The sequence below is a fragment of the Pseudochelatococcus lubricantis genome (assembly GCF_011762225.1).
In the GTDB taxonomy this organism is placed as follows: domain Bacteria; phylum Pseudomonadota; class Alphaproteobacteria; order Rhizobiales; family Beijerinckiaceae; genus Pseudochelatococcus; species Pseudochelatococcus lubricantis.
Genome location: NZ_JAASQI010000001.1, coordinates 49,802 through 71,256, shown reverse-complemented (window position 1 = coordinate 71,256; position 21,455 = coordinate 49,802). Strand labels below are relative to the sequence as shown.

Genomic DNA, 21,455 nt, shown 5'->3' with positions numbered 1-21,455 from the left:
CATGGCGCGTCAGCATCTTCAGGTGGAAACAGTCATTCTCGGGGCAGGCGCGGCCGGCCTCATGTGCGCCGCCCATGCAGGCGCTGCGGGCGGGCGGGTGCTCGTCGTCGACCATGCCCGCGCGCCGGGCGAGAAAATCCGCATCTCCGGCGGCGGGCGCTGCAACTTCACCAATCTCAATGTGAAGCCGCAGTGCTTTCTGTCGGACAATGCCCACTTCGCCAAATCCGCGTTGAGCCGCTATACGCAGCACGATTTCATCGCGCTCGTGGAACGCTACGGCATCGCCTATCACGAAAAGACGCGCGGCCAGCTTTTCTGCGACGACAGCGCCAGGCTGATCGTGGATATGCTGTGCGCGGAAATGGCGCGGGCGGGTGCCGAGCTGCGCCTGCAGACCCGCATCGACGGCGTGGCAAAGACGGAAGGCGGCTTCTCGCTCGATCTCGACGGGCAGGAAGGAGCCTATGGCGTCGCCTGCCGCAATCTCGTGGTGGCGACGGGCGGCAAATCGATTCCCAAGATGGGCGCGACCGGCTTCGGCTACCGGCTCGCGGAGCAGTTCGGGCTCGCCGTGACGGAAACGCGGCCGGGGCTCGTACCGCTGACCTTCGGGGAGGATGTGATGGCGGATTTCCGCCCGCTCGCGGGCGTCGCCGCCGATGTCGCGGTGACGTGCGGCGCGGCACGCTTCGAGGAAGCGATGCTGTTCACGCATCGCGGCCTGTCCGGTCCGGCCATCCTGCAAATCTCGTCCTACTGGCGGGAGAAGATGCCGATTGCGGTGGCGCTGCTGCCGGGGGCCGATCCGTTCGAGGTTCTGCGCGAGCGCCGGCGGCAGGACGGCCGCAAGGCCATCGCTTCCGTGCTCGCCGACCTGCTGCCGAAGCGGCTGGCGCTCCATATGGCGGACCGGCTCGGCCTCGCCGGCAACATCGGCGACATGAGCGACAGGAAGTTGTCGGCGCTGGCGCAGGCGCTCAACGGCTGGGAGCTTCATCCCGCCGGCAGCGAGGGCTACCGCACGGCGGAGGTGACGCTGGGCGGCGTCGACACGGCGGCGCTCAACTCGCGGACCATGGAGGCGAAGGCGGTGCCGGGCCTTTACTTCATCGGCGAGGTGGTCGACGTCACAGGCTGGCTCGGCGGCTACAATTTCCAGTGGGCGTGGTCGTCGGGCCGGGCGGCGGGCACGGCAATCGCCGGGGAGCGATCCGCCTGACCGGGCGCGATGTTTCCGGCGCCGGTCGCGGCTTCGTTGCCGGCCGCGCGATGCTGCGTTGCGGTGGCAGGGCCGCCTGATCCGTTATACACTGCCCGGCGTCCGGCCACTCCGGCCATATCCCAGAAAGGCATCGTTCATGAGCATTCCCGCTACCGTTGCCGTCTTCGTCGGCAGCCTGCGCAAGGCCTCGTTCAACCGCAAGATCGCACATATCCTCGCGGATATCGCCGCCGACAGCCTCAAGCTTGAGATCGTCGAGATCGGCGATCTTCCCCTCTACAATCAGGACCTCGACGACGAAGGCACGCCGCCCGCGGCCTGGACCGCCTTCCGCGAGAAGGTGAAGGGGTTCGACGCCGTGCTGTTCGTGACGCCGGAATACAACCGCTCGGTGCCGGCGGTGCTGAAGAATGCGCTCGACGTCGGCTCGCGCCCCTACGGGCAGAGCGTGTGGGGCGGCAAGCCCGGCGCGGTGGTGAGCGTCTCCATCGGCGCCATCGGCGGCTTCGGCGCCAACCATCATCTGCGCCAGTCGCTGGTGTTCCTCAACGTGCCGACCCTGCAGCAGCCGGAAGCCTACATCGGCGGTGTCGGCCATTTGCTCGACGATGACGGCAAGCTGACGAACGAGGGCACGAGAACCTTCCTCGGCAAGTTCGTCGCTGATTTCGCGGCATGGATCGAGAAGAACCGCGCTCACTGATCCCTCACGCGGCGGGAGCAGCGGACCACGCCAGGCTATGAGTTCCGTGGCCTTTATGGTATGTATGATCCCAAGGGAGGTGAGACGACCTTTCCTCCGGTGGGAGCCGGGCTTTCGCCCGACCCCCGTTCTCTTAGCGACTGACTGTCAGGGTGAACCGCCAAGTCCTGATCCTGATTGTCAGCGTAAGCCGGAATTTCAATCGTCTCACCTCCTTTCGTGTCGCCGAATCGCTTCGACCCGGCCGTTACTTTCTGCTTGATGCGCAATATTTTTCAAGCACGGCGTCACTTGCGTCGCGCCGTGTGGCGTTTCGATGCCGGATGGTATTACTGTCCGGAAAGTGGACGATGAGCGCGTCACACGGCTTTGCGGAGCGTTTTCCGTTCCGGTCGAATCATCCGGACAATAAGGATTCGCTCGAAATCAAAGCATTGATGAGCATGATCCGATTATTTCAAACCGTTTCGCGTTTTCGGGCTATCGTCACAAATCGGGCTATCGTCATAAAAAAGGGGAAGGCCGCCAGAGCGTCTTCCCCCAGTTGGCACGGCGGGTTTCCGTGGTGAAGGGTTACGCGCGTGCGCGTTCCGGCACCGGCAGGTTCAGCCAGTCGCGGTAGAAAGTCTCGATATCGGGCTCGAAGTCGTGGATGACGGGATACCACGGCGTCGGGGCCTCCACGTCGAGCAGCGTGCCGCAATCCGGGCAGTAGTACTCGCGCAGCACCTGCCAGGTGGCGGTGGGCGCCATGAGCCGGGGATAGATTTCCTCAAGGTCGGCCTGGGTGTCGCGCACGCGCACGCGCGCGTGCAGCTTCCAGTTCTCGCTGGCGTCGCAGAAGTCGTGGCCGCATTCGCAGCGCACCACCCACTGCTTCGTATCCTTGCGCTGGACGATGTAGAGCTTCGGGCCGAGCGGCAGCAGGATGCGGTCGTCCCACTTCACGCGCTCTTGCAGGATGTCGATGTAGGTGACGAAGCGGTCCGGGTCCTTCGGCGTCGAGAGCATCTGGTGCAGGGTGTCGTGGTCGATGGTGCCGTCGACCAGATCCGCGATCTTGGTGCGGGTGTAAGAAGCCATGATGTTTCCTCCGGTGTTTCTTGGCGGGAAGGAGGCGGCGCTTCACGCCGCCCCGCGTTGTTTCATTCGTCCACGAATTTCACCGTGGTGACATCCGGCAATTCGGACACGTCCATCGAGTAGTTCGCGCCGTAGCTCGGGATATCGAGGTCCTCCTCGCGCAGATCCCAGTCCGCCGGCAGCTTCCAGAACGTCTTGAAGTCGCCAAGGAACTTCGGGCTGAGCTTGAAGGAGGCGGCGAACATCTGCTGCACCTGCGTTTCCGCCTGCTTGGCGACGATCTTCTCCCGTTCCCGCGCCAGCCAGTCGGACACCGGTTCGGACTTTGCGAGGCGTTCCTTGCGGATTTCGAGGCGGCGTGCCACGGTCGCGTCCTCGTCGATGACATGCCGGCCGCCTTCGTGCTGCAGCACGACGCCGTAGACTCGCTCGGCGAAGCGGGGCAGCAGGTAGCCGCCATCGAGATCCTCCTGGATGCGCGCCGTCTCGCGGTCGAGCGGATCGCCGAAGCCTGGGCCGCCACGCAGGTAGTTGAGATAGAGGTCGTAGTCGGCGAACATCTCCTCCGTGGTGATGGCCTGCTTGTCGCGCTTGATCTGCGCTGCTGGCAACAGGCCGTCCCATTCAGGATTTTCCGGGTCGGTGTCGCCACCCAGCGGCAGCGGCTTGCCCTCCTCGATGAGCGCCTTGATGTTCGTTTTGTGCGCGGCGAAGCGATAGCCGGAGGCGGCGGGATAGCCGCCCATCAGCCCCCAGTCGGAGGTGATGTGGCCGTTGCCCATGAAGAACATGGTCCAGTCCTTGGCGTTCCAGACCATGCGCAGGCTCTCGAAGCCGCAGCCGCCGCGATACTTGCCGTAACCGGCGGAGTTCGTCTTGATCTTGCGCCCCAGATAGACGAGCGGCTCGGCCAGTTCCCAGATTTCCATGTCGCCCATGTCGCCTTCCGGGTTCCAGATGGCGGCGGCGTGGTCGAGGCCGTCTTTCACCGCGCTCGCGCCGGTGCCTTCGGCGGCGGACTCGAACGAGTTGACGGCGTGGATCTCGTCGTACTGGTTGAAACCGCCGCCCTGCAGCCAGTTGGAGGTGTTGGCGTTGCCGGAGTTGACCTCCTCAAGATACCCGCGCCCGAAGTAGGAACGGCTGAGACCGCGCCACAACGACGTCCATGACGAGACGAGGAAGTGCCAGGCGTAGGAGAAGGCGACGCGCCGGTCGTCCGGGTTCATCCAGGTGCCCTTGGGCAGGCGGAACTCGGTGCCGTAGGCCGCGCCGTCGTTGATCATCTCGGACGGAATCAGCGTTTGCGTCATCATCACCCAGATGCCGGATGTGAAGCTCACCGCATGCGCGTTATAGGTATGCCAGCCCCAGCGCGACGAGCCGTCGAAGTCCAGCCGCCAGGTGCCGTCGCCCCGGATGGTGATCTCGGAGGGCGTGTGCATGATGGTGTTGACCTTCGCGAAGTCGGAAGGCACGCGCACGTCCGGGTGATCGTAGGGCACGTCGACGAAACCGACCTGCCGGTACTTGCCGGGAATGGTCATCGCCTTGATGCGGTTTTGCAGGCCCTGCCGGCCGTGCTCCACCGCCTCGTAGGCGAATTTCCAGTAGTTTTCGATGCCTTCCTCGGCGATCACTTCCTCGACGAGCTTGCGGATCATGTGGCAACCGGCCACGCGGGTGCGCTCGTCGAGCACCCAGTAGCGGGTGGTGCGCACCATGCGCTGGCTCTCGTGCAGCCAGTCGCGGAACAGCGTGTCGTTGGCGCCGATCTTGCGGCAGGTGATGGAGTAACCGTCGCCGAAGCGCTGCACCTGCCCGGTCGACATCGAGCCCGGCCCGACGGAGCCGGTGTCGATGACGTGGGTGACGCCGCCGACCCAGCCGATCAGCTCGCCCTCCCAGAAGATCGGCACGATGGTATGGATGTCGCACGGATGCACGTTGCCGATCAGCGCATCGTTGTTACAGAAGATATCCTTGTCGGCGACGCCGGGGTTCTGCTCCCAGCCGTTCTCGATCATGTACTTGATCGCCGCGCCCATGGTGCCGACGTGGATGATGATGCCCGTTGAGGTCAGGATCGAGTCGCCCGCCGCGTTGTAGAGCGTGAAGCACAGCTCGCCTTCCTGCTCCACGATGGGGGAGGCGGCGATCTTCTTCGCCGTCTCACGCGCGTCGACGACGCCGGCGCGCAGGCGGGAGAACAGCTTGTTGTACAGAATGGGCTGGGTGTCGCGCAGTTCGAGCCCCTTGAGGCCGGCATAGTGGCCGCTGCTCTTCGTCGCGTCCATCAGCCGGTCGCGGTGCTGCTTCAGCGTCTCGCCGCCGCGCACGATGCCGCGTGCCGCCCCGGCGAGGGCATCCTTGCGAACATTGACGTTCATGATGTTTCCTCTCTGAACTTATTGTTGGGGTCACACTTCCTTGAGGTGGAAGAGGCGATGGCCGTCGAGCCACGTCTCGAACCCGTCGGGCACGACGAAGGTGGTCGCGTCCGATTCGATGATCGCGGGACCGGTGATGCGGTTGCCCGGCAACAGCGCCTCCATCCGGTAGAGCTGTGCGTCGACCCAGCGCTTCTTGCGGTAGAACTTGCGCGTACCGAGGAACGCCTCTTCCGGCGGCGTCGGACCGTGCTCGGGTTCCTTCGGAATCTTCGGCTTGGGAATCGGCACCGAGCCGCGCATGATGGCGCCCGTCACCGAGTATCCCAGCTCCGGCGAGCGGGCGGAGGCGGCGTAGACGCGCCCGTAGGTGTCGTTGAAGGCATCGACGAGCTGGTTCCAGTCCTCCGTCGTGGCGACGGCGGGGAGCGGCGACTCGATCTCAAGGTCATTCAACTGACCGCGATACTGCATGCGGAAGCCCGGCGTCAGCGTCACCTGGTCGGCGGCGTAGCCGTTGAGCCGGAACTCCTCCAGCACGTTCTCGCGCAGTTCCTCCCACGCCTGCTGCAGGGTTTTCGACGCGGCCTCGCGGTCGCTGTCCGGCGCGTCCGGCGGCAGGTTGATGTCGAGGCTCTTGTCGTAGCGGTACTCGAAGTCGGCGGCCGCGCAGCCGAAGGCCGAGAAGCCTGCCGCCCACGCCGGCACGATCACGTCCTCGAAGCCGAGCCCCTCGGTGTAGCCGTAGGTATGCACCGGCCCGGCGCCGCCGTAGGAGAAGCAAACGAAGCTTGCGGGGCTGTAGCCCTTGCCGGAGATCATCGAGCGCAGGTAATCCCGCAGGTCGGAGTCGAGCAGTTCGATCACGCCCGCCGCCGCGTCCTCGACGGAAAGCCCCAGCGGGTCGGCGACCTGCGCCTTGATGGCGGCCACTGCCCGGTCGCGGTCGAGCTTGATCGCGCCGCCCAGGAAGTTGTCCGGGTTGAGATAGCCGAGCACGACGTGGCAGTCCGAGATGCTGACCGTCTCGATACCGCTGTCCGCCCAGCAGACGCCGACGCGGTAGCCGGCCGAATCCGGGCCGAGCTTGATCGCCTTCGTGTAGGGGTCGAGCCGGATGAAGCTGCCCGCGCCCGCGCCCACCGAGTCCATCGCGACGAGGGGAAGCGACAGCACGAGGCGCGCCATGTCCGGATCGTTCTTGATGGTGAGTTCGCCCTGCGTGATCAGTGCCACGTCGAAGGACGTGCCGCCGATGTCCGAACAGGCGATGTTCTTGTAGCCCAGCACCTCGCCGAGATACTTCGCGCCGATCACGCCGCCGATGGGGCCGGAGACGATGGTGCGCGCCAGCTCCTTCGCCTTCCACGAGATGGTGCCGCCGTGGGTCGCCATCACACGGAAGTCGAACTTCGTGCCGTGCTCCTTGAAGCTGTCGGATATTTTCTTCAGCGTTTGCCGCGAAGGCTCCGCCGCATAACCCTCCAGAATGGTGGTGTTGGTGCGGTGCGTCTCCTTGCGCACGGGATAGTAATCGGCCGAGGCGAACACCGGGATGTTCTTGCCGCTCTTCTTCACCGCTTCCAGCACGATGTCGCGCACGCGCCGTTCGTGAGCCGGGTTGCGATAGCTGTGCAGCAGGCTGATGACGATGCCCTCGACATCCTGATCGATCAGCTCCTGCGCGGCTTTCAGCGCGCTCTCCTCGCGCAGCGGAATGACCACCGTGCCGAACATGTCGACGCGCTCCACCACGCCGCGCGTGAGGTGGCGCGGCACCAGCGGCGGGTCGTAGCGGTGCGTGTTGAGGTGGATGCGGTCCTCGTAGGCATAGCCGAGATAGGCCTGGATGGCGCGGCCCATGCGGTGAAAGTCCTCAAGGCCCTGGTTGACGATGAGGCCGCATTTCAGGCCCTTGCGCTGCACCACGCGGTTGAGCATGGCGGTGCCGGAATAGACGCCGGTCTGCAATTGCTTCAGCGCGTCGTCGAGGGAGATGCCCCAGGCCGCGAGGCCGTCGACGCTGGAGTTGATGAGGCCTATGGCCTCGTTCTGCGGCGTGCTCTGCGCCTTGCCGACGACGAAGTCGCCGTCCGCGTCGACGAAGAACGTGTCCGTCATCGTGCCGCCGGCGTCGATGCCGAGCACCTGCACGTTACGGGCTGGCACGTCCTTGTTATGGACATTCATGAAGTTACCTCCCCTTGGTCCGTGGTTTTTTGCGAAGCCGGTCCGCTTGTCGACCGGTCCGCCTGTGATGGAGCAAGGGGCGTGCCAGTGGTGCCCTGGCGGCGAAATGCCTTGCCATTGCACGGTAATTCGGGAAACGGCGCGTGTCCGGCCGCTGTCGTGGCGGTGTCGTGTCCGACAGCTATCGGACAATGGCCTGTCCGGATTTCGAACAGGGTAAATCAATATATTGTTGCGTGAGAACGTCAGCGGAAGACATATTGGCAAATGCCGTCAAACACGGTTATGCTACGTGACCCAGTTGCGCCGGCCTTACAGAAGCGCAACGGGATGGGGAAACGTGGACGGTTGACAGACCTGGGGCATCGCGCCGACCGTCGGGCAGGCCGATACGCCTGTCTGCACCTTTCCTCCTGATGCCTGTGCCATTGCAGATGCGGCGTTCCTTCACACGCGGCATGGCACGACGGGAAGGGAACTGCTGTGAACGAACGCGAGATTCGTCAGGCGTGGGAGACGTTCGTGGCCGATGGCCGGGTGCCGTCGGATTTCCGGCAAGACATTGCGGCATCCTGGGTTCGCTCGCGCGGCTATACGAGCATCGCGCGCCGTCGCAATGCCCCGAAGCTGCCGGAGCCGGAGCTTTACCGCCGCAGGCACGAGAACCGCATCCTTCTGAACGCCGCCCGCGGCGCGCTGGCGCGCACGGCCGATTTTCTGGCCGAGGCGAATTCGATGATCATCCTCACCGATCCCGGCGGCCTCATCATCGAGACGAGGGGCGATCCGCGCGTCATCGATTCAGGGCGCGACGTCCATCTCGAACGCGGTGGGCGCTGGGCGGAGGATGATATCGGCACCAACGCCATCGGCACCGCCATCGCGATGAAGCGCCCCGTCCAGATCCACGCCGCCGAGCATTATTGCGAGGATGTGCAACGCTGGACCTGCGCGGCGAGCCCCGTCAGGCACCCCATAGACCAGGAGATGCTCGGCATCATCGATATCTCCGGGCCGGCCAGGACGTTCAATCCGCAAAGCCTCGCGCTCGCCGTTTCCGTCAGCCAGCAGATCGAGGCGCTCCTGCTGCAGAACGTGCAGGATACACGGGAGGAACTGCTGCGGGTTTTCCTGTCGCGCCGCTCGCGCTGGCAGAACGACGAGATCGTGGTGTTGGACAACCGCGGCGCCATCATCCATGCGACGGACGCCGCGCTCGCGGCGCTCTCCCGCGATCATCCGGGCATGGTCGTCGGCCGGTCGATCGAGCCCCTGCGCGGCGTGCCCCTCGACCTGTGGCGGCCTCTGGTGCGGGGAAGCCTGCCCAGCGCCGAGGTCGAGATCATCGATGCCGCGCGGCGGCAGGCGCAACGCGATGACGCAGGGGACGGCCAGATCGGCGCCGTGCTGACATTTCCCTCCCGGCGCAGGCCCCGCCCGGTGGTGGCGCGGCCGCAGGCAGGCGAAGCCGTCGCTCTCGATGATATTCTGGGCGAAAGCGCGATCATGCGCGAGACGTTCGAGCGTGTCCGGCGCATGGCGGCGAGCCGCGCGCCGGTGCTGATCGAAGGGGAGACGGGCGTCGGCAAGGAGCTTTTCGCCCGCGCGCTGCATATGCTTGGCAGCGCGGAGGGCGCGCCGTTCATCCCGATGAACTGTGGCGGCATGTCGCGCGATCTCATCGCCAGCGAAATCTTCGGCTACGAGAAGGGCGCCTTCACCGGCGCGGACGACCACGGGCGAGCGGGCCGCATGGAGGCGGCCGACGGCGGCACCCTGTGTCTGGACGAGGTCGGCGAGATGCCGGCGAGCCTGCAGCCCTACCTGCTGCGGGTGCTGGAGGACGGCGTCGTCTATCGGGTGGGCTCGAACATCGGCCGGTCGGTGAATGTGCGTCTCGTGTCCATGACGAACCGGGACCTGCTGTCCGAGGTTGCGTGCGGCAATTTCCGGCGCGACCTCTACTACCGGATCGCGACATTGCGGCTTGCCATCCCCCCGCTGCGCGAGCGTGGCGACGATGTGCTGCTCATCGCCGGCCACCTGCTGCACAGGAGCGCGCGCGCCATGGGCCTGCCGATGCCGACGCTCGACCACGAGGTGGCGGACGTCTTCCGGCGCTATCCGTGGCCGGGAAACGTGCGTGAGCTTCGCAACGTGATCGAGAGCATGGTCGTTCTCGGCAGCGCGCATCTGACGATGCGGGAGGTGCCCGGCGAAATCGTCCGCGCCGTCGTCGGCGGCGAGGTTGCGGGGCAGTGGGAGGATCCCGCGCCGGGCACGGCCGAGGACCGCCTCCAGCAATGGAGCGCGGCGCAACGCGCGGTGATCGAGCGTGAACTGGCGCAGACGGGCGGCAACATTTCGCTCACCGCGAGGCGGCTCGGCATCGCGCGTTCGACACTCTACGCCAAGCTCGAAAAATACGGCTTCCGGCGCGACCACTGAACAAATGCGCCGGCGCCTCACGCCCCCGCATCGCTGGAGGCGGCGGCATGCACCACGATCCCGTCGAGCAGCAGTTCGATGGTGAGGGCGTGAACCGCGTTCGGCGCGAGGTCGCGATAGCGCGGCAGGAGCCGCTTCAGCAGCGGATACGAAGCGTCGGGAAGCTGGTCGATCTCCAGGGCGTCCTCGTCGGTCGCGGGGCGGATCAGCCCGCCGACCTCGCCCATCGCAAGGCCGGTGATGCAGGTGTACCAGCCGAGGCAGATGCCCGGGATGTCGCGGTCGGCGATGCCGGCCTCCTTCAGGGCGCGGTGTACCATCTCCACGTGCCCGTAGTCGGCGATGCCGGTGTGCGGGAAGCGTTGCATCAGCCGGAAACTGTGCGGGAAGCGAAGCGCGAGGCTGCGGTACTGGTCGGCGAGGTGGCGCAGCCGCCCGCGCCACGGCTGGTCCTCCGGCGCGGGGCGGATCTGGGCTTCCAGCTGGTCGGCCATGGCGCGGAACAGGCCTTCCTTGGACTTGAAATGGTAAAGGATCGACATCGGGTCGCACCCGACCCGCGCGCCGAGCTTGCGCAGGGTGAAGCCCGCCTCGCCGGCGGCCTCCATAAGCTCGATGGCGGCTTCCGCGAGGACCTTTCTGGATAATCCGCGCGGACCCGGACTGGTTTTGGGTTTGGTGTTGGGCATCTCACGCCGACGGAGAGGGCGGCGGCGGCGCAAGCCGTCGTCTGTGACAGTCGATTCCGGATTTTACGTTGCCGACATGGCGCGCGCAATGTTCTCTGTTCCGCGCCGGGCCGTTCCGGCACGCGGTTGAGCGGAGGCCGGGTTTCGTGCCATGAAAGTCCTTCCATAAAAATCTGCCGGCGCGTCTACACGAGAGGAGAACGGTCATGAGTCATCACCTGAAGTTTTTCATCGACGGTGCCTGGGTTGATCCGGTCACGCCGAATATCCTTGACGTTATCGATCCCGCGACGGAGGAAGCGTTCACGCAAATTTCGATCGGCTCGGCCGCCGATGTCGACAGGGCGATCGCGGCCGCGCGGGCTGCATTCGGCGCCTTCTCCACGACCTCCCGGGACGAGCGGCTCGCCCTGCTGCGGCGCATTCTGGCGCTCTACAACGAGCGTTACGAGGACATCGCCCGGGCCGTGAGCCGGGAGATGGGCGCGCCGATCACCTTCGCGCGCCGGGCGCAGGCTGCCGCCGGACAGGCACATCTGGAAGCGACCATCGCGGCGCTTGAGACCTTTGCCTTCGAGGAGCAGCGCGGTACGACGCGCATCTTCCGGGAGCCGATCGGCGTTTGCGCGCTGATCACGCCGTGGAACTGGCCGCTGAACCAGATCGTCTGCAAGGTGGCGCCCGCCATCGCCGCCGGCTGCACCGTGGTGCTGAAGCCCTCGGAGATCGCGCCGGTGAGCGGCATCGTCTTCGCGGAGATCATGGAAGCTGCCGGCACGCCGAAGGGCGTCTTCAATCTCGTCAACGGCACCGGCCCGGACGTCGGACAGGTCATGGCCGGACATCCGGAAGTGGATATGGTCTCCTTTACGGGCTCGACGCGCGCCGGGATCATTGTCGCCCGCACCGCCGCTGAAACGGTCAAGCGCGTCGCGCAGGAACTCGGCGGTAAATCGGCCAACATCATCCTGCCGGATGCCGACTTCGAGCGGGCGGTGACGAAGGGCGTGCGGGGCTGCTTCGGCAATTCAGGCCAGTCGTGCGATGCGCCGACCCGCATGCTCGTGCCGGTGGACCGCCACGAGGAAGCGTTGCGCATCGCGGGCGCAGTGGCGGCAGCGGTGAAGGTGGGCGATCCGCGCGAGGAGGAAACGACGCATGGACCCGTGGTGAGCGCCACGCAGTTCGAGAAGATCCAGCGACTGATCGAAACCGGCATCCGCGAGGGTGCGACGCTTGTCGTCGGTGGTCCCGGCCGGCCGGAAGGGTTGGAACGCGGCTACTACGTCCGCCCCACCGTGTTCGGCCATGTCGCGAACGGGATGACCATTGCCCGTGAGGAGATTTTCGGGCCGGTCCTGTCGATCCTTTCCTATGAGGACGAGGAAGACGCCATCCGCATCGCCAACGACACCGTTTACGGCCTTGCCGCCTACGTCCAGTCGCGGGATATTGGCCATGCCCGCCAGGTCGCGGCGCGGATGCGCGCGGGCTCGGTCTATCTGAACTATCCTGAGTGGGACACGACCGCCCCGTTCGGCGGCTACAAGCAGTCCGGCAACGGCCGCGAATACGCCGACTGGGGCATTCACGACTTCCTTGAGATCAAGGGCGTGGTCGGCTGGGGTGAAGCCTGAGGCGGTGGCTCACTCCGCCCATTCGGGGTCGGTGGTGAAGACGATGGTGAGCCAGCGGTCGGGGCTGTCGTCGCCGAGCGCCTTGCCGATCTCGTCGCGCAGCTTGTCCCATTCTTCCAGCCGCTTGGCAGGCCACGCGGGGGGCACGATGAAATAGAGTTCGATCTGCCTGCCGCGCCCGACCCGGGCGACATAGGCGCGGTAGGAGACGAAGCCGTAGCGTTGCACCATCTCCTGCGCGACGGTGTCCACGTGCCGCTTCAGGTCCGCTGGCGTGACCAGCAGAATGTCGGCCAGCGCCCGCCGCACCGTGCCGATGGGCATCGGAATGACAACGAGGCACACCGCCGCCAGCACGGCGGGGTCGATGTAGGGCGAGATCCACGCAAGCTGCGTGCCCTGCACCAGATAGCCGAAAACGAAGGCAGCGAGCCACGCCACCGTCATGGCGGCCGACATCAGCCAGCCCTTCGCGTCGAGCGCCAGCAGATCGGAGCGGATGGTCTGATTCGCCGACCTCGCATAGAGCCCCATGCCGACCTCCGCCACGAGGGAGATGAGGGCATAGACGATAGCGTAGTCGAAGGAGATCAGGCGCCCGCCCGACAGGAAGGCGTCGATGGCGTTGATCAGCGCGTAGATGGCCGCGCCGATCAGCATCGTGCCGTTCAGCCCCAGTACCATGGGTTCCAGATGCCAGAACCCCATGGTGAAGCGCTCCACCAGCCTGCCGTGGGAAGGGCTGCCCGAGGTGCCGGCCGCGATCAGCCTGGCGACGAGCAGGGCAAGCGTCGTCATGGCGGCGTCCGTCAGTTCGTAGATGCCGTCGAAGACGATGGCCGACGAGCCCGCCAGCAGGCCGAAGAGAATGCCGAGCCCCGACATGAAGACGGTGAGCACGATGGAGACGCGGAGAACACCCTGTTCCGATTGCATGTTGCCGCCCTCCGTCCGCAAGAAACCCGTCGGCCCCGGGCGGCCACCGGCTGCGCATACCGGCATTGTGACCTGCATCCCGGCGAAAGCCGGGGAAAGGAGCGCGCGGCGCGATTTCCCGAGCGGGCGCACCACGGGAGCACCGTTGCCGGGGAGAGGCGCGGCCACGCGGCGCCCCCGATCTGCCACGCTGCGTTTCTACATCGTAGAATGAAAAAGTCAAGTTCTCAGCCCGTCGCGGATGTTCAGGCCGACCAGCAAGGAAGCCTATCTGGCGACGTTGCGGACGATCATCGCCGCGCTCGATGCGCTTCCGGAATAAGCGGCGATCGGATGACACCGCCCGGCGAACGGGTATTATACCGCCTCCACCGCGAGGCGCCCGCCGGCAGGCGAGGGCGCGCCGCGACGGAAACCGCGGCGCTTTCCGGTTGGATGTAAGCATCCAGGCTTCCGGAATGCGTTCAATATCAAGAGAATCATGGGGCAGGTCCGGCGATGCCGGGTCGGGCTCCGGTAACGGGCGCTGTGAAATCATGTCTCTTCTTGATCGTCTGAACCTCTCTTATCCTATCGTCCAGGCGCCCATGGCCGGCGTCTCCACGCCGGCGCTGGCGGCTGCCGTCAGCGAGGCGGGCGGTCTCGGTTCGATCGGCGTCGGAGCGACGGATGCCGCCGGCGCGCGGGCGATGATCGCGGAAGTGCGGCAGCGCACGGCGCGGGCGTTCAACGTCAACGTGTTCGTCCACGCGCCCGCGCGGGCGGACGCCGTTCGCGAGGCCGCATGGATCGAGGCGCTCGCACCGCTGTTCGCGCGTTTCGGAGCCGAGCCGCCGCGAGGCCTGCGGGAAATCTACCGGAGCTTCGCCGGGGACGATGCGATGCTTGCCGCTCTTGTCGAACTCGCGCCGCCTGTCGTCAGCTTTCATTTCGGCTTGCCGGCGGCCCCGCGCATCGCGGCGCTGAAGGCGGCCGGCTGCATCCTGTTGTCGACCGCGACCAACCTGGCCGAGGCCGAAGCCGCGCGCCGGGCCGGCATCGACGCCGTGGTCGCGCAGGGCTTCGAGGCAGGCGGCCACCGGGGTGTGTTCGATCCCGCCGCGCCCGACGAGCAGGCGGGCGTGCTGCCGCTCACACGGCTGCTGGCCGCCCGCGCCGGCCTGCCGGTCATCGCCGCCGGCGGTATCATGGACGGGCGGGGAATCGCGGCGGCGCTCGATCTCGGCGCGGTGGCGGCGCAGCTGGGCACGGCCTTCGTCGCCTGCCCGGAAAGCGCGGCCGACGCCGCCTATCGCGCCGCCCTCGCCGCCGCGCCCGGCACGGTCATGACGGACGCCATCTCTGGCAGGGCCGCACGCAGCCTGCGCAACGGCTTCACCGCCTGGGCGGAGGCGCATGCGGCATTGGCGCGGCCGGATTATCCCATCGCCTACGATGCTGGAAAGGCGCTGAACGCCGCCGCGAAAGCCGCTGGGGAGAACGGCTTCGGCGCGCAATGGGCGGGACAGGGGGCCGGCCTGTCGCGGGCGCTGCCCGCGGCCGAGCTGGTTGCGACGCTCGCGGTGGAACTGGCAGCGGTGCGGGAACGCTCATCCGTTGCCGAAGCTGCGTCCTGAGGTCCGCTTTTCCATCTACGGACGGCGCGTCAGCCTGCGGGTTCCGCCCGGAAGATTGCCACGGCCGCAGCCACCAGCGCGGCATTGCCAGCGGCCGTCGTGCCGTCCGGCAGATGCTGGCCGTCCTCCAGCCCGACCCGAGTCGACCAGCGTCGCTGACGGGCAAGCGCGACGAAGGGCCAGACCATGGCGTCGAAACCGTGCAGCAGGACCGGCCGCGACGCCTCCGCGCGGCCGAGCACGCGGGCGATGCCGTCCGTCACTTCCCAGGCCGCATCCGGCTCCTGCTCCCCGATCTCGATCAGGATGCGAAACACTTGTCCGTGACCTGCGAGATTCACGAAACGCTCCGCGTCGGCGACTGATGCGAGTCCCGCCTCGATGCCGATTCCCCGGCGCCGGAGCAGATCCATGACGGCCGGCGCGTCGGGTTCCGACAGGTTCACGGACGCATGGTCCGGCAGCGCCTGCCAATCCGCTATGGCGGCGCGCGTCCTCGCTGCGCTGTTCTCGATCCATGCCCCCGTCGAAACGCCGATCAGCGTGCCGGGACAGGCGCGGCGCACGGCGTGCACAGTCGCGTCCACGGCCGCGAGGCTTTCGCAGCCGTCCGTCCCACGCGGGTGAATGTGCAGTTCGGCGGCTCCTGCCGCGACGCAGGACGCACCATCACCGGCCATTGCCTCCGGCGTGAGCGGCAGCCGGGGATGGAAGCCATCGGGACGCGCACCATTGAGGCAGGCCTGAACGATCATCTGCTTTCCTGTCCGGTGAACTGATGTTTACTTTAATAGAGCGACCGCGGGTTGCAAGAATAACAGCGGCCGGGAAGCTCCTTTCATGCCGGCGGTCCGCGACGGCCGCATCCGGCCTTTTACCACGGTAACCGCCTCCCGCCGCAGCAGCGGGCATGTCGTCATCCGGCTCCCCGTACGTCCTTTTTCGCCGCGCCGCTGCTCGCCGGTCCGGTGTTCTGAATCGGCATAAGAATTATAATATTTCTAAAGCGATGTATTATTGACACAAGAATCGTCAAAATGAACATCGTTTCACATAAAATACTTCAGATTCATCTCACCGTAGGTCAGAAGCATAAGCAGTGCACAGGGTGCTAATTCTGATTCTTCCTTGAGGCGAAAACTTTTGAATTATTGAATTCTTGTTTTCGAAGTAGAGGAATTATAAAAAGGGGCTGTCAACATGACACGTCATGGAGAATTTGTCGGGGCAACGGCCCTGGTGTTGCTGTTTGCTGTTGCCAGCGGGGCTGCTCACGCGCAGGGCGCTGGAGCGCAGAGCCAGCAGGCGAACGCGGACAAGGAGCTGACGGGCGACGAACTGCTGCTCGACGAGGTCGTGGTGGTCTCCGCCCGTGAACAGCTGAACCAGGCGCCGGGCGTGTCGATCATCAGCCGGCAGGAGATCGAGCGCAATCCTCCGGCACGCGGCGACCTCGCCGAGATTATCCGCCGCCAGCCGGGCGTCAACCTCACCGGCAATTCGTCCAATGGCCAGCGTGGCAACAACCGCCAGATCGACATCCGCGGCATGGGCCCGGAAAATACGCTGATCCTCATCGATGGCAAACCGGTGTTCTCGCGCAACTCGGTCCGCATGCGCCGCGGCGGCGAGCGCGATACGCGCGGCGATTCGAACTGGGTCCCGGCGGAAGCGGTCGATCGCATCGAGGTGCTGCGCGGCCCCGCCGCCGCGCGTTACGGCTCGGGCGCCGCAGGCGGCGTGGTCAACATCATCACCAAGCGGCCGGAGAAAACCACGTTCAGCGCGACGAGCTTCGCCAATATTCCGGAAAGCAGCAGCGAAGGCCGCACGTACCGCTCCACCGTCGTTGCGGGCGGGCCCATCGATGAGCGTTTCTCCTACCGCATCTCGGGCAACTACAACCGCAGCGACGCCGACGACATCGATATCAACGAGGACGCCACGCCTGATGGCCAGAACGTCGCCGCCGGTAATGAGGGCGTGATCAACACCGACTTCCGCGGCCTGCTGTCTTGGAAGCTCGACGAACGCCACGTGCTGGACTTCGAGGCGGCATGGAGCCAGCAGCGCAACATCTATGCCGGCGATTCGCTGTTCCAGGATGTGCTCGGCTCCGCGCTCAACCAGGAGCTGGCGCGCGGCGGCCACGAGACCAACCGCGTGACGCGCACCACGCTGTCCGCCACCCATCGTGGCAAGTGGGAATTCGGTACGTCGAATACCTACATCCAGTGGGAAAACACCAAGAACAAGCGCCTCGGTGAAGGCAACGCCGGCTCGGTCGAAGGGCAGATCAACAGCCAATACGCCAAAGATCGCAAGACTATTACGCTCGACAACATCACGGCCAAGAGCGAATGGAACTTCCCGCTGACCATCGTCGTACCCCAGACGCTGACGCTCGGCACCGAGTTCCGCGGCGAGTGGATGGATGACGAGAACATGGCCGACGGCAACGCGCTCGATGCGCCGCAGTTCGGGGTGTCGAGCGCCGAAAACCGCAATCCCAAGAGCCAGGCGATGCTCGGCGCGATCTACGCCGAGGACAACATTCTCGTCACCGACAAGTTCATCCTGACGCCGGGCCTGCGCTTCGACCATCATACCGAGGCGGGCAACAACTGGAGCCCGAGCCTCAACGCCTCGTATTCGATCACCGACGAGATCACGCTCAAGGCCGGTGTCGCGCGCGCTTTCAAGGTGCCCAACCTGTTCCAGCTCAATCCGAACTACCTTTACTCCTCCGCCGGCAACGGCTGCCCTCCCGGCACGGGCCCCTGCTGGGTGATGGGCAATCCGGACCTGAAGGCGGAGACCAGCATCAACAAGGAAATCGGCATCAACTACACCGACGAGAAGGGGTGGAACGCCGGCATCACCTACTTCCACAACGACTACAAGAACCGTATCCAGGCGGGCACGACGACAGTCGGCACGTTCCAGGCATACAACTCGCGGCTGGGCCGCTGGGCCCCGAACAACGTCTTCCAGTGGGAGAACGTGCCCAAGGCCGTCATCTCGGGTCTTGAAGGCAACCTGCGCGTGCCGGTTCTGGAAACCGTGACGTGGAGCACCAACGCCACCTACATGATCCAGTCCAAGGACAAGAGCAGCGGCGAGCCTCTCTCGCTTGTGCCCAAGTACACCATCAACTCGAATGTCGAGTGGCAGGCCACCGAGGAGCTTCAGCTCAACCTCGGCGTCACCCACTACGGTGAGATCGAGGCGCCGACCATCTCCTATTCCACGCTGCAGCCCCTCTCGAATACCCGCTCGCGCTCGCCCTATACGCTCGTCAACATCGGCGCGCGCTACGAGTTCAACGAGAACCTGCGCCTGCTCGCCGGCGTCACCAACCTGTTCGACAAGAGTGTCAAGCGCGAGGGCACGGGCAACAGCGCCGGTGCCAACACGTTCAACGAACCGGGCCGCGCCTACTACATGTCGCTGACAGGCTCGTTCTGACGTTTTCCGGCGCGGGAGGGGGCCGCCACACACCTCCCGCGCCGCCTCTTGTATTCGCGCGTCGATTTTCCGGAGATTGCGTCTGCTTTCCGGTTCGATGCTTCGGATAACAACCAGAGAGACCGACCAGACTTGAAGGCTCCACGCTCCCGCCAGCCGGCGAGCGGGGAGCCTTTTTTATATGCTCGGGGCCGCAACCTCCCCCGCCCACCTTGCGGAAGCCGTGCCGCGCCCGTGGTCACACGCCGGATGGGGAAGGCTTTTCCGTGCTTTCCTGAAGCCGTTTCTGTACGAGCAGCATCGTGCGGTGCAGATCGTCGAGTTCCTTCTGCGAAAGGCCCAGGGCTTCGACCACACAGGCGGGGATGTGCTCCGCCTGCTTCCTCAACTCCCGTCCCTTGTCCGTCAGGCGGATACGCACCTGGCGTTCGTCCTTAGGATCGCGGGTGCGCGAGACAAGCGCCAGCGCTTCCAGCCGCTTCAGCAGCGGCGTCAGCGTATTCGACTCAAGCGACAGGGCCTTGCCGATCTCCCTGACGGTCTGGTCGTCGCGCGACCAGAGGCTCACCATGGCGAGATACTGCGGATAGGTCAGCCCGATTTCTTCCAGAAGCGGCCGGTAAAACTGGTTGAAGGAGTGTCCGGCCAGATACACGGAAAAGCACAGGAACTGGTCGAGCTGCAGGGCATTCGCCACGGGGAGGGGCCTTTCATCAACGAATCGTTATCGCCTCCTCCATGTAGATCGCGCGCGCCTTGATCGCAAGCGCTTGACAGTATGTCCGGGATCGGGCATATAAATCTCACACGATTTAATCGTTAGCGATTTAAGGGAGCCTGGCATGAGCTTCGGACACCCTGAACTCACCCGCCGTGGAGCGCTCGCCCTGGGCGCGGGCGCCGCGGCCTTCTTCCTCGCCGCCTCGCCAGCCGGTGCGGCGACCCGAAACCTTCATACGAGAGGAGACCTGATCATGAGCACCATCGCGACCAAGGACGGCACGACGATTTTCTACAAGGACTGGGGGCCGCGCGACGGCCAGCCGATTGTTTTCGCCCACGGCTGGCCGCTCTCGTCGGATGCCTGGGACGCGCAGATGCTCTTCTTCGGCCTGCGGGGCTTCCGCGTCATCGCCCATGACAGGCGCGGCCACGGCCGCTCCGGCCAGCCGTGGGACGGCAACAACATGGACCAGTATGCCGACGATCTGGCGGAGCTGATCGAGAAGCTCGATCTCCGGAACGCGGTTTTGGTCGGCCATTCGACCGGCGGCGGCGAAGTCGCCCGCTACATCGGCCGTCACGGCACGCAGCGCGTTGCCCGGGTCGTTCTGGTCGGTGCCGTGCCGCCGCTGATGCTGAAGACGGCCGGCAATCCGGAAGGCACGCCGATCGAGGTTTTCGACTCCATCCGCGCCGGCGTCGCGACCAACCGCTCGCAGTTTTACTACGATCTGACGATCCCCTTCTACGGCTTCAACCGTGGGGGCGCGGCGATCAACGAGGGCTTTCGCGAGAGCTTCCGCCTGCAGGGTCTCGCCGGCGGCATCAAGGGGCAGTACGATTGCGTCCACGAGTTCTCGGAGGTCGATTACACGAACGACCTCAAGGCGATCGACCGGCCGACGTTGATCATCCACGGCGACGACGACCAGATCGTGCCGATCAAGGCCGCTGCCGACAAGGCTGCGAAGCTGGTAAAGGGCGCGGTCTACAACGTCTACAAGGGCAGCAGCCACGGCCTCGCCCAAATCGAGGCCGACCGCTTCAACGCGGATGTGCTCGCCTTCATCAAGGCATGACGGACACCTGCCGTCAGCGGATCTGGAGCATTTCTCGGTTTTGTTGAAACGCGACGATGATCTATGTCTTTGTTTTTAAAACATTTCAGCAAAAGTGGCGTCTACTTTTGCTGAAATTGTCTTATAGCATTTCGACATTTTATTGAAACGCCGAAATGCTATAAGTTTTTGATATTACGCGCTTTCTTCACGCAAACCGGTACCCGCTTTGCTTGAAAACGCTTTAAGGCCGCCGAAAGCTGCGGGTAACCGCGGCTTTCGGCAGTATCGCTGTCCTCCGGGAAGGTTCATGGATTCTGGTGCCCGCGCGGCACCGGGGTGGTGACCTGCGAGCCGAGCTGCTTCTGCAGATTCTGGATCTCGTCCCTGACGGCTTCCAGTATCCGGCGGGAGCGTGCCGGCGCCTGCCGCAGCGGCGTCGCGACGCACAGGGCCCGCGTCACCGCCGGCTGGATCAGCTTGCTGCGTTGCCAGTTCGGGTGGAACGTCGCCAGATAGGGCAGAATCCCCATGGCCATCCCGCTGTCCGTGATCTTGATCACCGACCAGAGGCTGCCGGATTCATAGACCACGTTCAGCGTCACGTTGCGCGACCGTGCCACCTGCTCGATCTGCCGGCGGGTGATGTGCTCCTTGCCGGACAGCACGAGCGGGTAGCGATGCAGATCGGCGACCGGCGTCTCCGGCGGAAGCCGGATATCATCGCGGTGGCAGACCAGATACAGCGGGTTGCTGGCGATGGGGATCGGATTGAAGCGCTTGAGCATCGGCCCGTCGTCGAGGCAGGCGATGTCGAGCCGGCTGTCGTTCAGCCATTCGACAAGTGTGCCGCCCGCCGCTTCCTGGATAAGCAGTCGGGTGTCGGGGAGCATCTCCGACAGCCTGCGGATCAGCGGAACCGTGGCGATGGCCGCCAGCGAGGGGATGAGGCCGATCCTCAGCCTGCCGGGATTGAAGTCCTTGCTCTCGTCGATCAGTTCGCGGACCTGCTCGATGTCGCTCAGGATACGCCGGGCCATCTCGATGATCAGGGCGCCCTCGCGCGTCTCGACCAGCCCGCGGCCGGTGCGGTGAAAGATGGTCGTGCCGGCCTCCGCCTCCAGCTCCTGCACATGACGGCTGAGCACGGACTGGGTGACGCCCAGCACGATGGACGCCCGCGAGAAACTGCCGGATTCGGCGATCTTGACCAGATAGCCGAGGTTGCGCGCGTTGAGCTTGGTTCCGGTGACCAATGCGGCCTGCCCCTCCTGTTTGGGCTGCGGCGG

The 21,455-nt window shown here is 65.2% G+C and carries 16 protein-coding genes; 8 read left to right on the top strand and 8 right to left on the bottom strand.

Annotated features, from left to right (window positions below; all coding sequences use genetic code 11):
* The first annotated feature begins 1 nt into the window (after position 1).
* The 3 genes from FHS82_RS00310 to FHS82_RS00300 all read left to right on the top strand — a co-directional run bounded on the left by FHS82_RS00310 (position 2) and on the right by FHS82_RS00300 (position 2,497).
* Entirely contained in the window at positions 2 to 1,222 is a 1,221-nt protein-coding gene (locus FHS82_RS00310) for a BaiN/RdsA family NAD(P)/FAD-dependent oxidoreductase (RefSeq protein ID WP_166947559.1), read from the top strand.
* A gap of 139 nt (positions 1,223 to 1,361) precedes the next feature.
* On the top strand, positions 1,362 to 1,928 hold the full coding sequence (locus FHS82_RS00305; RefSeq protein ID WP_208394014.1) for an NADPH-dependent FMN reductase: 567 nt from the start codon (positions 1,362 to 1,364) through the stop codon (positions 1,926 to 1,928).
* A 152-nt stretch (positions 1,929 to 2,080) separates the two neighbouring features.
* Positions 2,081 to 2,497, top strand: a complete 417-nt coding sequence (locus FHS82_RS00300; RefSeq protein ID WP_166947557.1) for a hypothetical protein — start codon at positions 2,081 to 2,083, stop codon at positions 2,495 to 2,497.
* A 4-nt stretch (positions 2,498 to 2,501) separates the two neighbouring features.
* Here the strand turns inward: FHS82_RS00300 and FHS82_RS00295 are convergent, their stop codons facing one another.
* The 3 genes from FHS82_RS00295 to FHS82_RS00285 all read right to left on the bottom strand — a co-directional run bounded on the left by FHS82_RS00295 (position 2,502) and on the right by FHS82_RS00285 (position 7,591).
* Complete coding sequence (locus FHS82_RS00295) at positions 2,502 to 3,011, bottom strand: acetone carboxylase subunit gamma (RefSeq protein ID WP_166947555.1); 510 nt, start codon at positions 3,009 to 3,011, stop codon at positions 2,502 to 2,504.
* A 62-nt stretch (positions 3,012 to 3,073) separates the two neighbouring features.
* Complete coding sequence (locus FHS82_RS00290) at positions 3,074 to 5,401, bottom strand: hydantoinase B/oxoprolinase family protein (protein WP_166947553.1); 2,328 nt, start codon at positions 5,399 to 5,401, stop codon at positions 3,074 to 3,076.
* Between the two features lie 30 nt (positions 5,402 to 5,431).
* Entirely contained in the window at positions 5,432 to 7,591 is a 2,160-nt protein-coding gene (locus tag FHS82_RS00285) for a hydantoinase/oxoprolinase family protein (protein WP_166947551.1), read from the bottom strand.
* Positions 7,592 to 8,074: 483 nt separating this feature from the next.
* Between FHS82_RS00285 and FHS82_RS00280 the strand changes: the two genes are divergently transcribed.
* Positions 8,075 to 10,039, top strand: a complete 1,965-nt coding sequence (locus FHS82_RS00280; protein WP_166947549.1) for a sigma 54-interacting transcriptional regulator — start codon at positions 8,075 to 8,077, stop codon at positions 10,037 to 10,039.
* Between the two features lie 17 nt (positions 10,040 to 10,056).
* Here the strand turns inward: FHS82_RS00280 and FHS82_RS00275 are convergent, their stop codons facing one another.
* Entirely contained in the window at positions 10,057 to 10,728 is a 672-nt protein-coding gene (locus FHS82_RS00275; protein WP_166947547.1) for a TetR/AcrR family transcriptional regulator, read from the bottom strand.
* A 206-nt stretch (positions 10,729 to 10,934) separates the two neighbouring features.
* On the opposite strand from FHS82_RS00275, the gene FHS82_RS00270 reads away from it, so the two are divergent.
* Positions 10,935 to 12,365, top strand: a complete 1,431-nt coding sequence (locus tag FHS82_RS00270) for an aldehyde dehydrogenase family protein (protein WP_166947545.1) — start codon at positions 10,935 to 10,937, stop codon at positions 12,363 to 12,365.
* Positions 12,366 to 12,374: 9 nt separating this feature from the next.
* Here the strand turns inward: FHS82_RS00270 and FHS82_RS00265 are convergent, their stop codons facing one another.
* On the bottom strand, positions 12,375 to 13,301 hold the full coding sequence (locus FHS82_RS00265) for a cation diffusion facilitator family transporter (RefSeq protein ID WP_166947543.1): 927 nt from the start codon (positions 13,299 to 13,301) through the stop codon (positions 12,375 to 12,377).
* A gap of 536 nt (positions 13,302 to 13,837) precedes the next feature.
* Between FHS82_RS00265 and FHS82_RS00260 the strand changes: the two genes are divergently transcribed.
* Positions 13,838 to 14,917, top strand: coding sequence for an NAD(P)H-dependent flavin oxidoreductase (locus tag FHS82_RS00260; protein ID WP_166947541.1), 1,080 nt, complete (start codon positions 13,838 to 13,840; stop codon positions 14,915 to 14,917).
* A gap of 29 nt (positions 14,918 to 14,946) precedes the next feature.
* Here the strand turns inward: FHS82_RS00260 and FHS82_RS00255 are convergent, their stop codons facing one another.
* On the bottom strand, positions 14,947 to 15,672 hold the full coding sequence (locus FHS82_RS00255; RefSeq protein WP_166947539.1) for a 3-keto-5-aminohexanoate cleavage protein: 726 nt from the start codon (positions 15,670 to 15,672) through the stop codon (positions 14,947 to 14,949).
* 445 nt (positions 15,673 to 16,117) lie between these two features.
* On the opposite strand from FHS82_RS00255, the gene FHS82_RS00250 reads away from it, so the two are divergent.
* The gene (locus FHS82_RS00250; protein ID WP_166947537.1) at positions 16,118 to 18,385 is read left to right on the top strand and encodes a FepA family TonB-dependent siderophore receptor; all 2,268 of its coding nucleotides are present in this window, start codon (positions 16,118 to 16,120) and stop codon (positions 18,383 to 18,385) included.
* Positions 18,386 to 18,623: 238 nt separating this feature from the next.
* Here the strand turns inward: FHS82_RS00250 and FHS82_RS00245 are convergent, their stop codons facing one another.
* Positions 18,624 to 19,082: a transcriptional regulator, SarA/Rot family gene (locus FHS82_RS00245; RefSeq protein WP_166947535.1), complete on the bottom strand. Its 459-nt coding sequence runs from the start codon at positions 19,080 to 19,082 to the stop codon at positions 18,624 to 18,626.
* Between the two features lie 277 nt (positions 19,083 to 19,359).
* On the opposite strand from FHS82_RS00245, the gene FHS82_RS00240 reads away from it, so the two are divergent.
* Positions 19,360 to 20,187, top strand: a complete 828-nt coding sequence (locus FHS82_RS00240; protein WP_166948835.1) for an alpha/beta fold hydrolase — start codon at positions 19,360 to 19,362, stop codon at positions 20,185 to 20,187.
* Positions 20,188 to 20,474: 287 nt separating this feature from the next.
* On the opposite strand, the gene FHS82_RS00235 is transcribed toward FHS82_RS00240, so the two are convergent.
* Positions 20,475 to 21,422, bottom strand: a complete 948-nt coding sequence (locus FHS82_RS00235; protein ID WP_166947533.1) for a LysR family transcriptional regulator — start codon at positions 21,420 to 21,422, stop codon at positions 20,475 to 20,477.
* Between the last annotated feature and the right edge of the window lie 33 nt (positions 21,423 to 21,455).

Coding starts and splice junctions, on each gene's coding strand:
- FHS82_RS00275 (WP_166947547.1), bottom strand. CDS start 10,728: ATGCCCAACACCAAACCCAAAACCAGTCCGGGTCCGCGCGGATTATCC.
- FHS82_RS00255 (WP_166947539.1), bottom strand. CDS start 15,672: ATGATCGTTCAGGCCTGCCTCAATGGTGCGCGTCCCGATGGCTTCCAT.
- FHS82_RS00305 (WP_208394014.1), top strand. CDS start 1,362: ATGAGCATTCCCGCTACCGTTGCCGTCTTCGTCGGCAGCCTGCGCAAG.
- FHS82_RS00240 (WP_166948835.1), top strand. CDS start 19,360: ATGAGCACCATCGCGACCAAGGACGGCACGACGATTTTCTACAAGGAC.
- FHS82_RS00250 (WP_166947537.1), top strand. CDS start 16,118: ATGACACGTCATGGAGAATTTGTCGGGGCAACGGCCCTGGTGTTGCTG.
- FHS82_RS00270 (WP_166947545.1), top strand. CDS start 10,935: ATGAGTCATCACCTGAAGTTTTTCATCGACGGTGCCTGGGTTGATCCG.
- FHS82_RS00310 (WP_166947559.1), top strand. CDS start 2: ATGGCGCGTCAGCATCTTCAGGTGGAAACAGTCATTCTCGGGGCAGGC.
- FHS82_RS00290 (WP_166947553.1), bottom strand. CDS start 5,401: ATGAACGTCAATGTTCGCAAGGATGCCCTCGCCGGGGCGGCACGCGGC.
- FHS82_RS00295 (WP_166947555.1), bottom strand. CDS start 3,011: ATGGCTTCTTACACCCGCACCAAGATCGCGGATCTGGTCGACGGCACC.
- FHS82_RS00260 (WP_166947541.1), top strand. CDS start 13,838: ATGTCTCTTCTTGATCGTCTGAACCTCTCTTATCCTATCGTCCAGGCG.
- FHS82_RS00265 (WP_166947543.1), bottom strand. CDS start 13,301: ATGCAATCGGAACAGGGTGTTCTCCGCGTCTCCATCGTGCTCACCGTC.
- FHS82_RS00285 (WP_166947551.1), bottom strand. CDS start 7,591: ATGAATGTCCATAACAAGGACGTGCCAGCCCGTAACGTGCAGGTGCTC.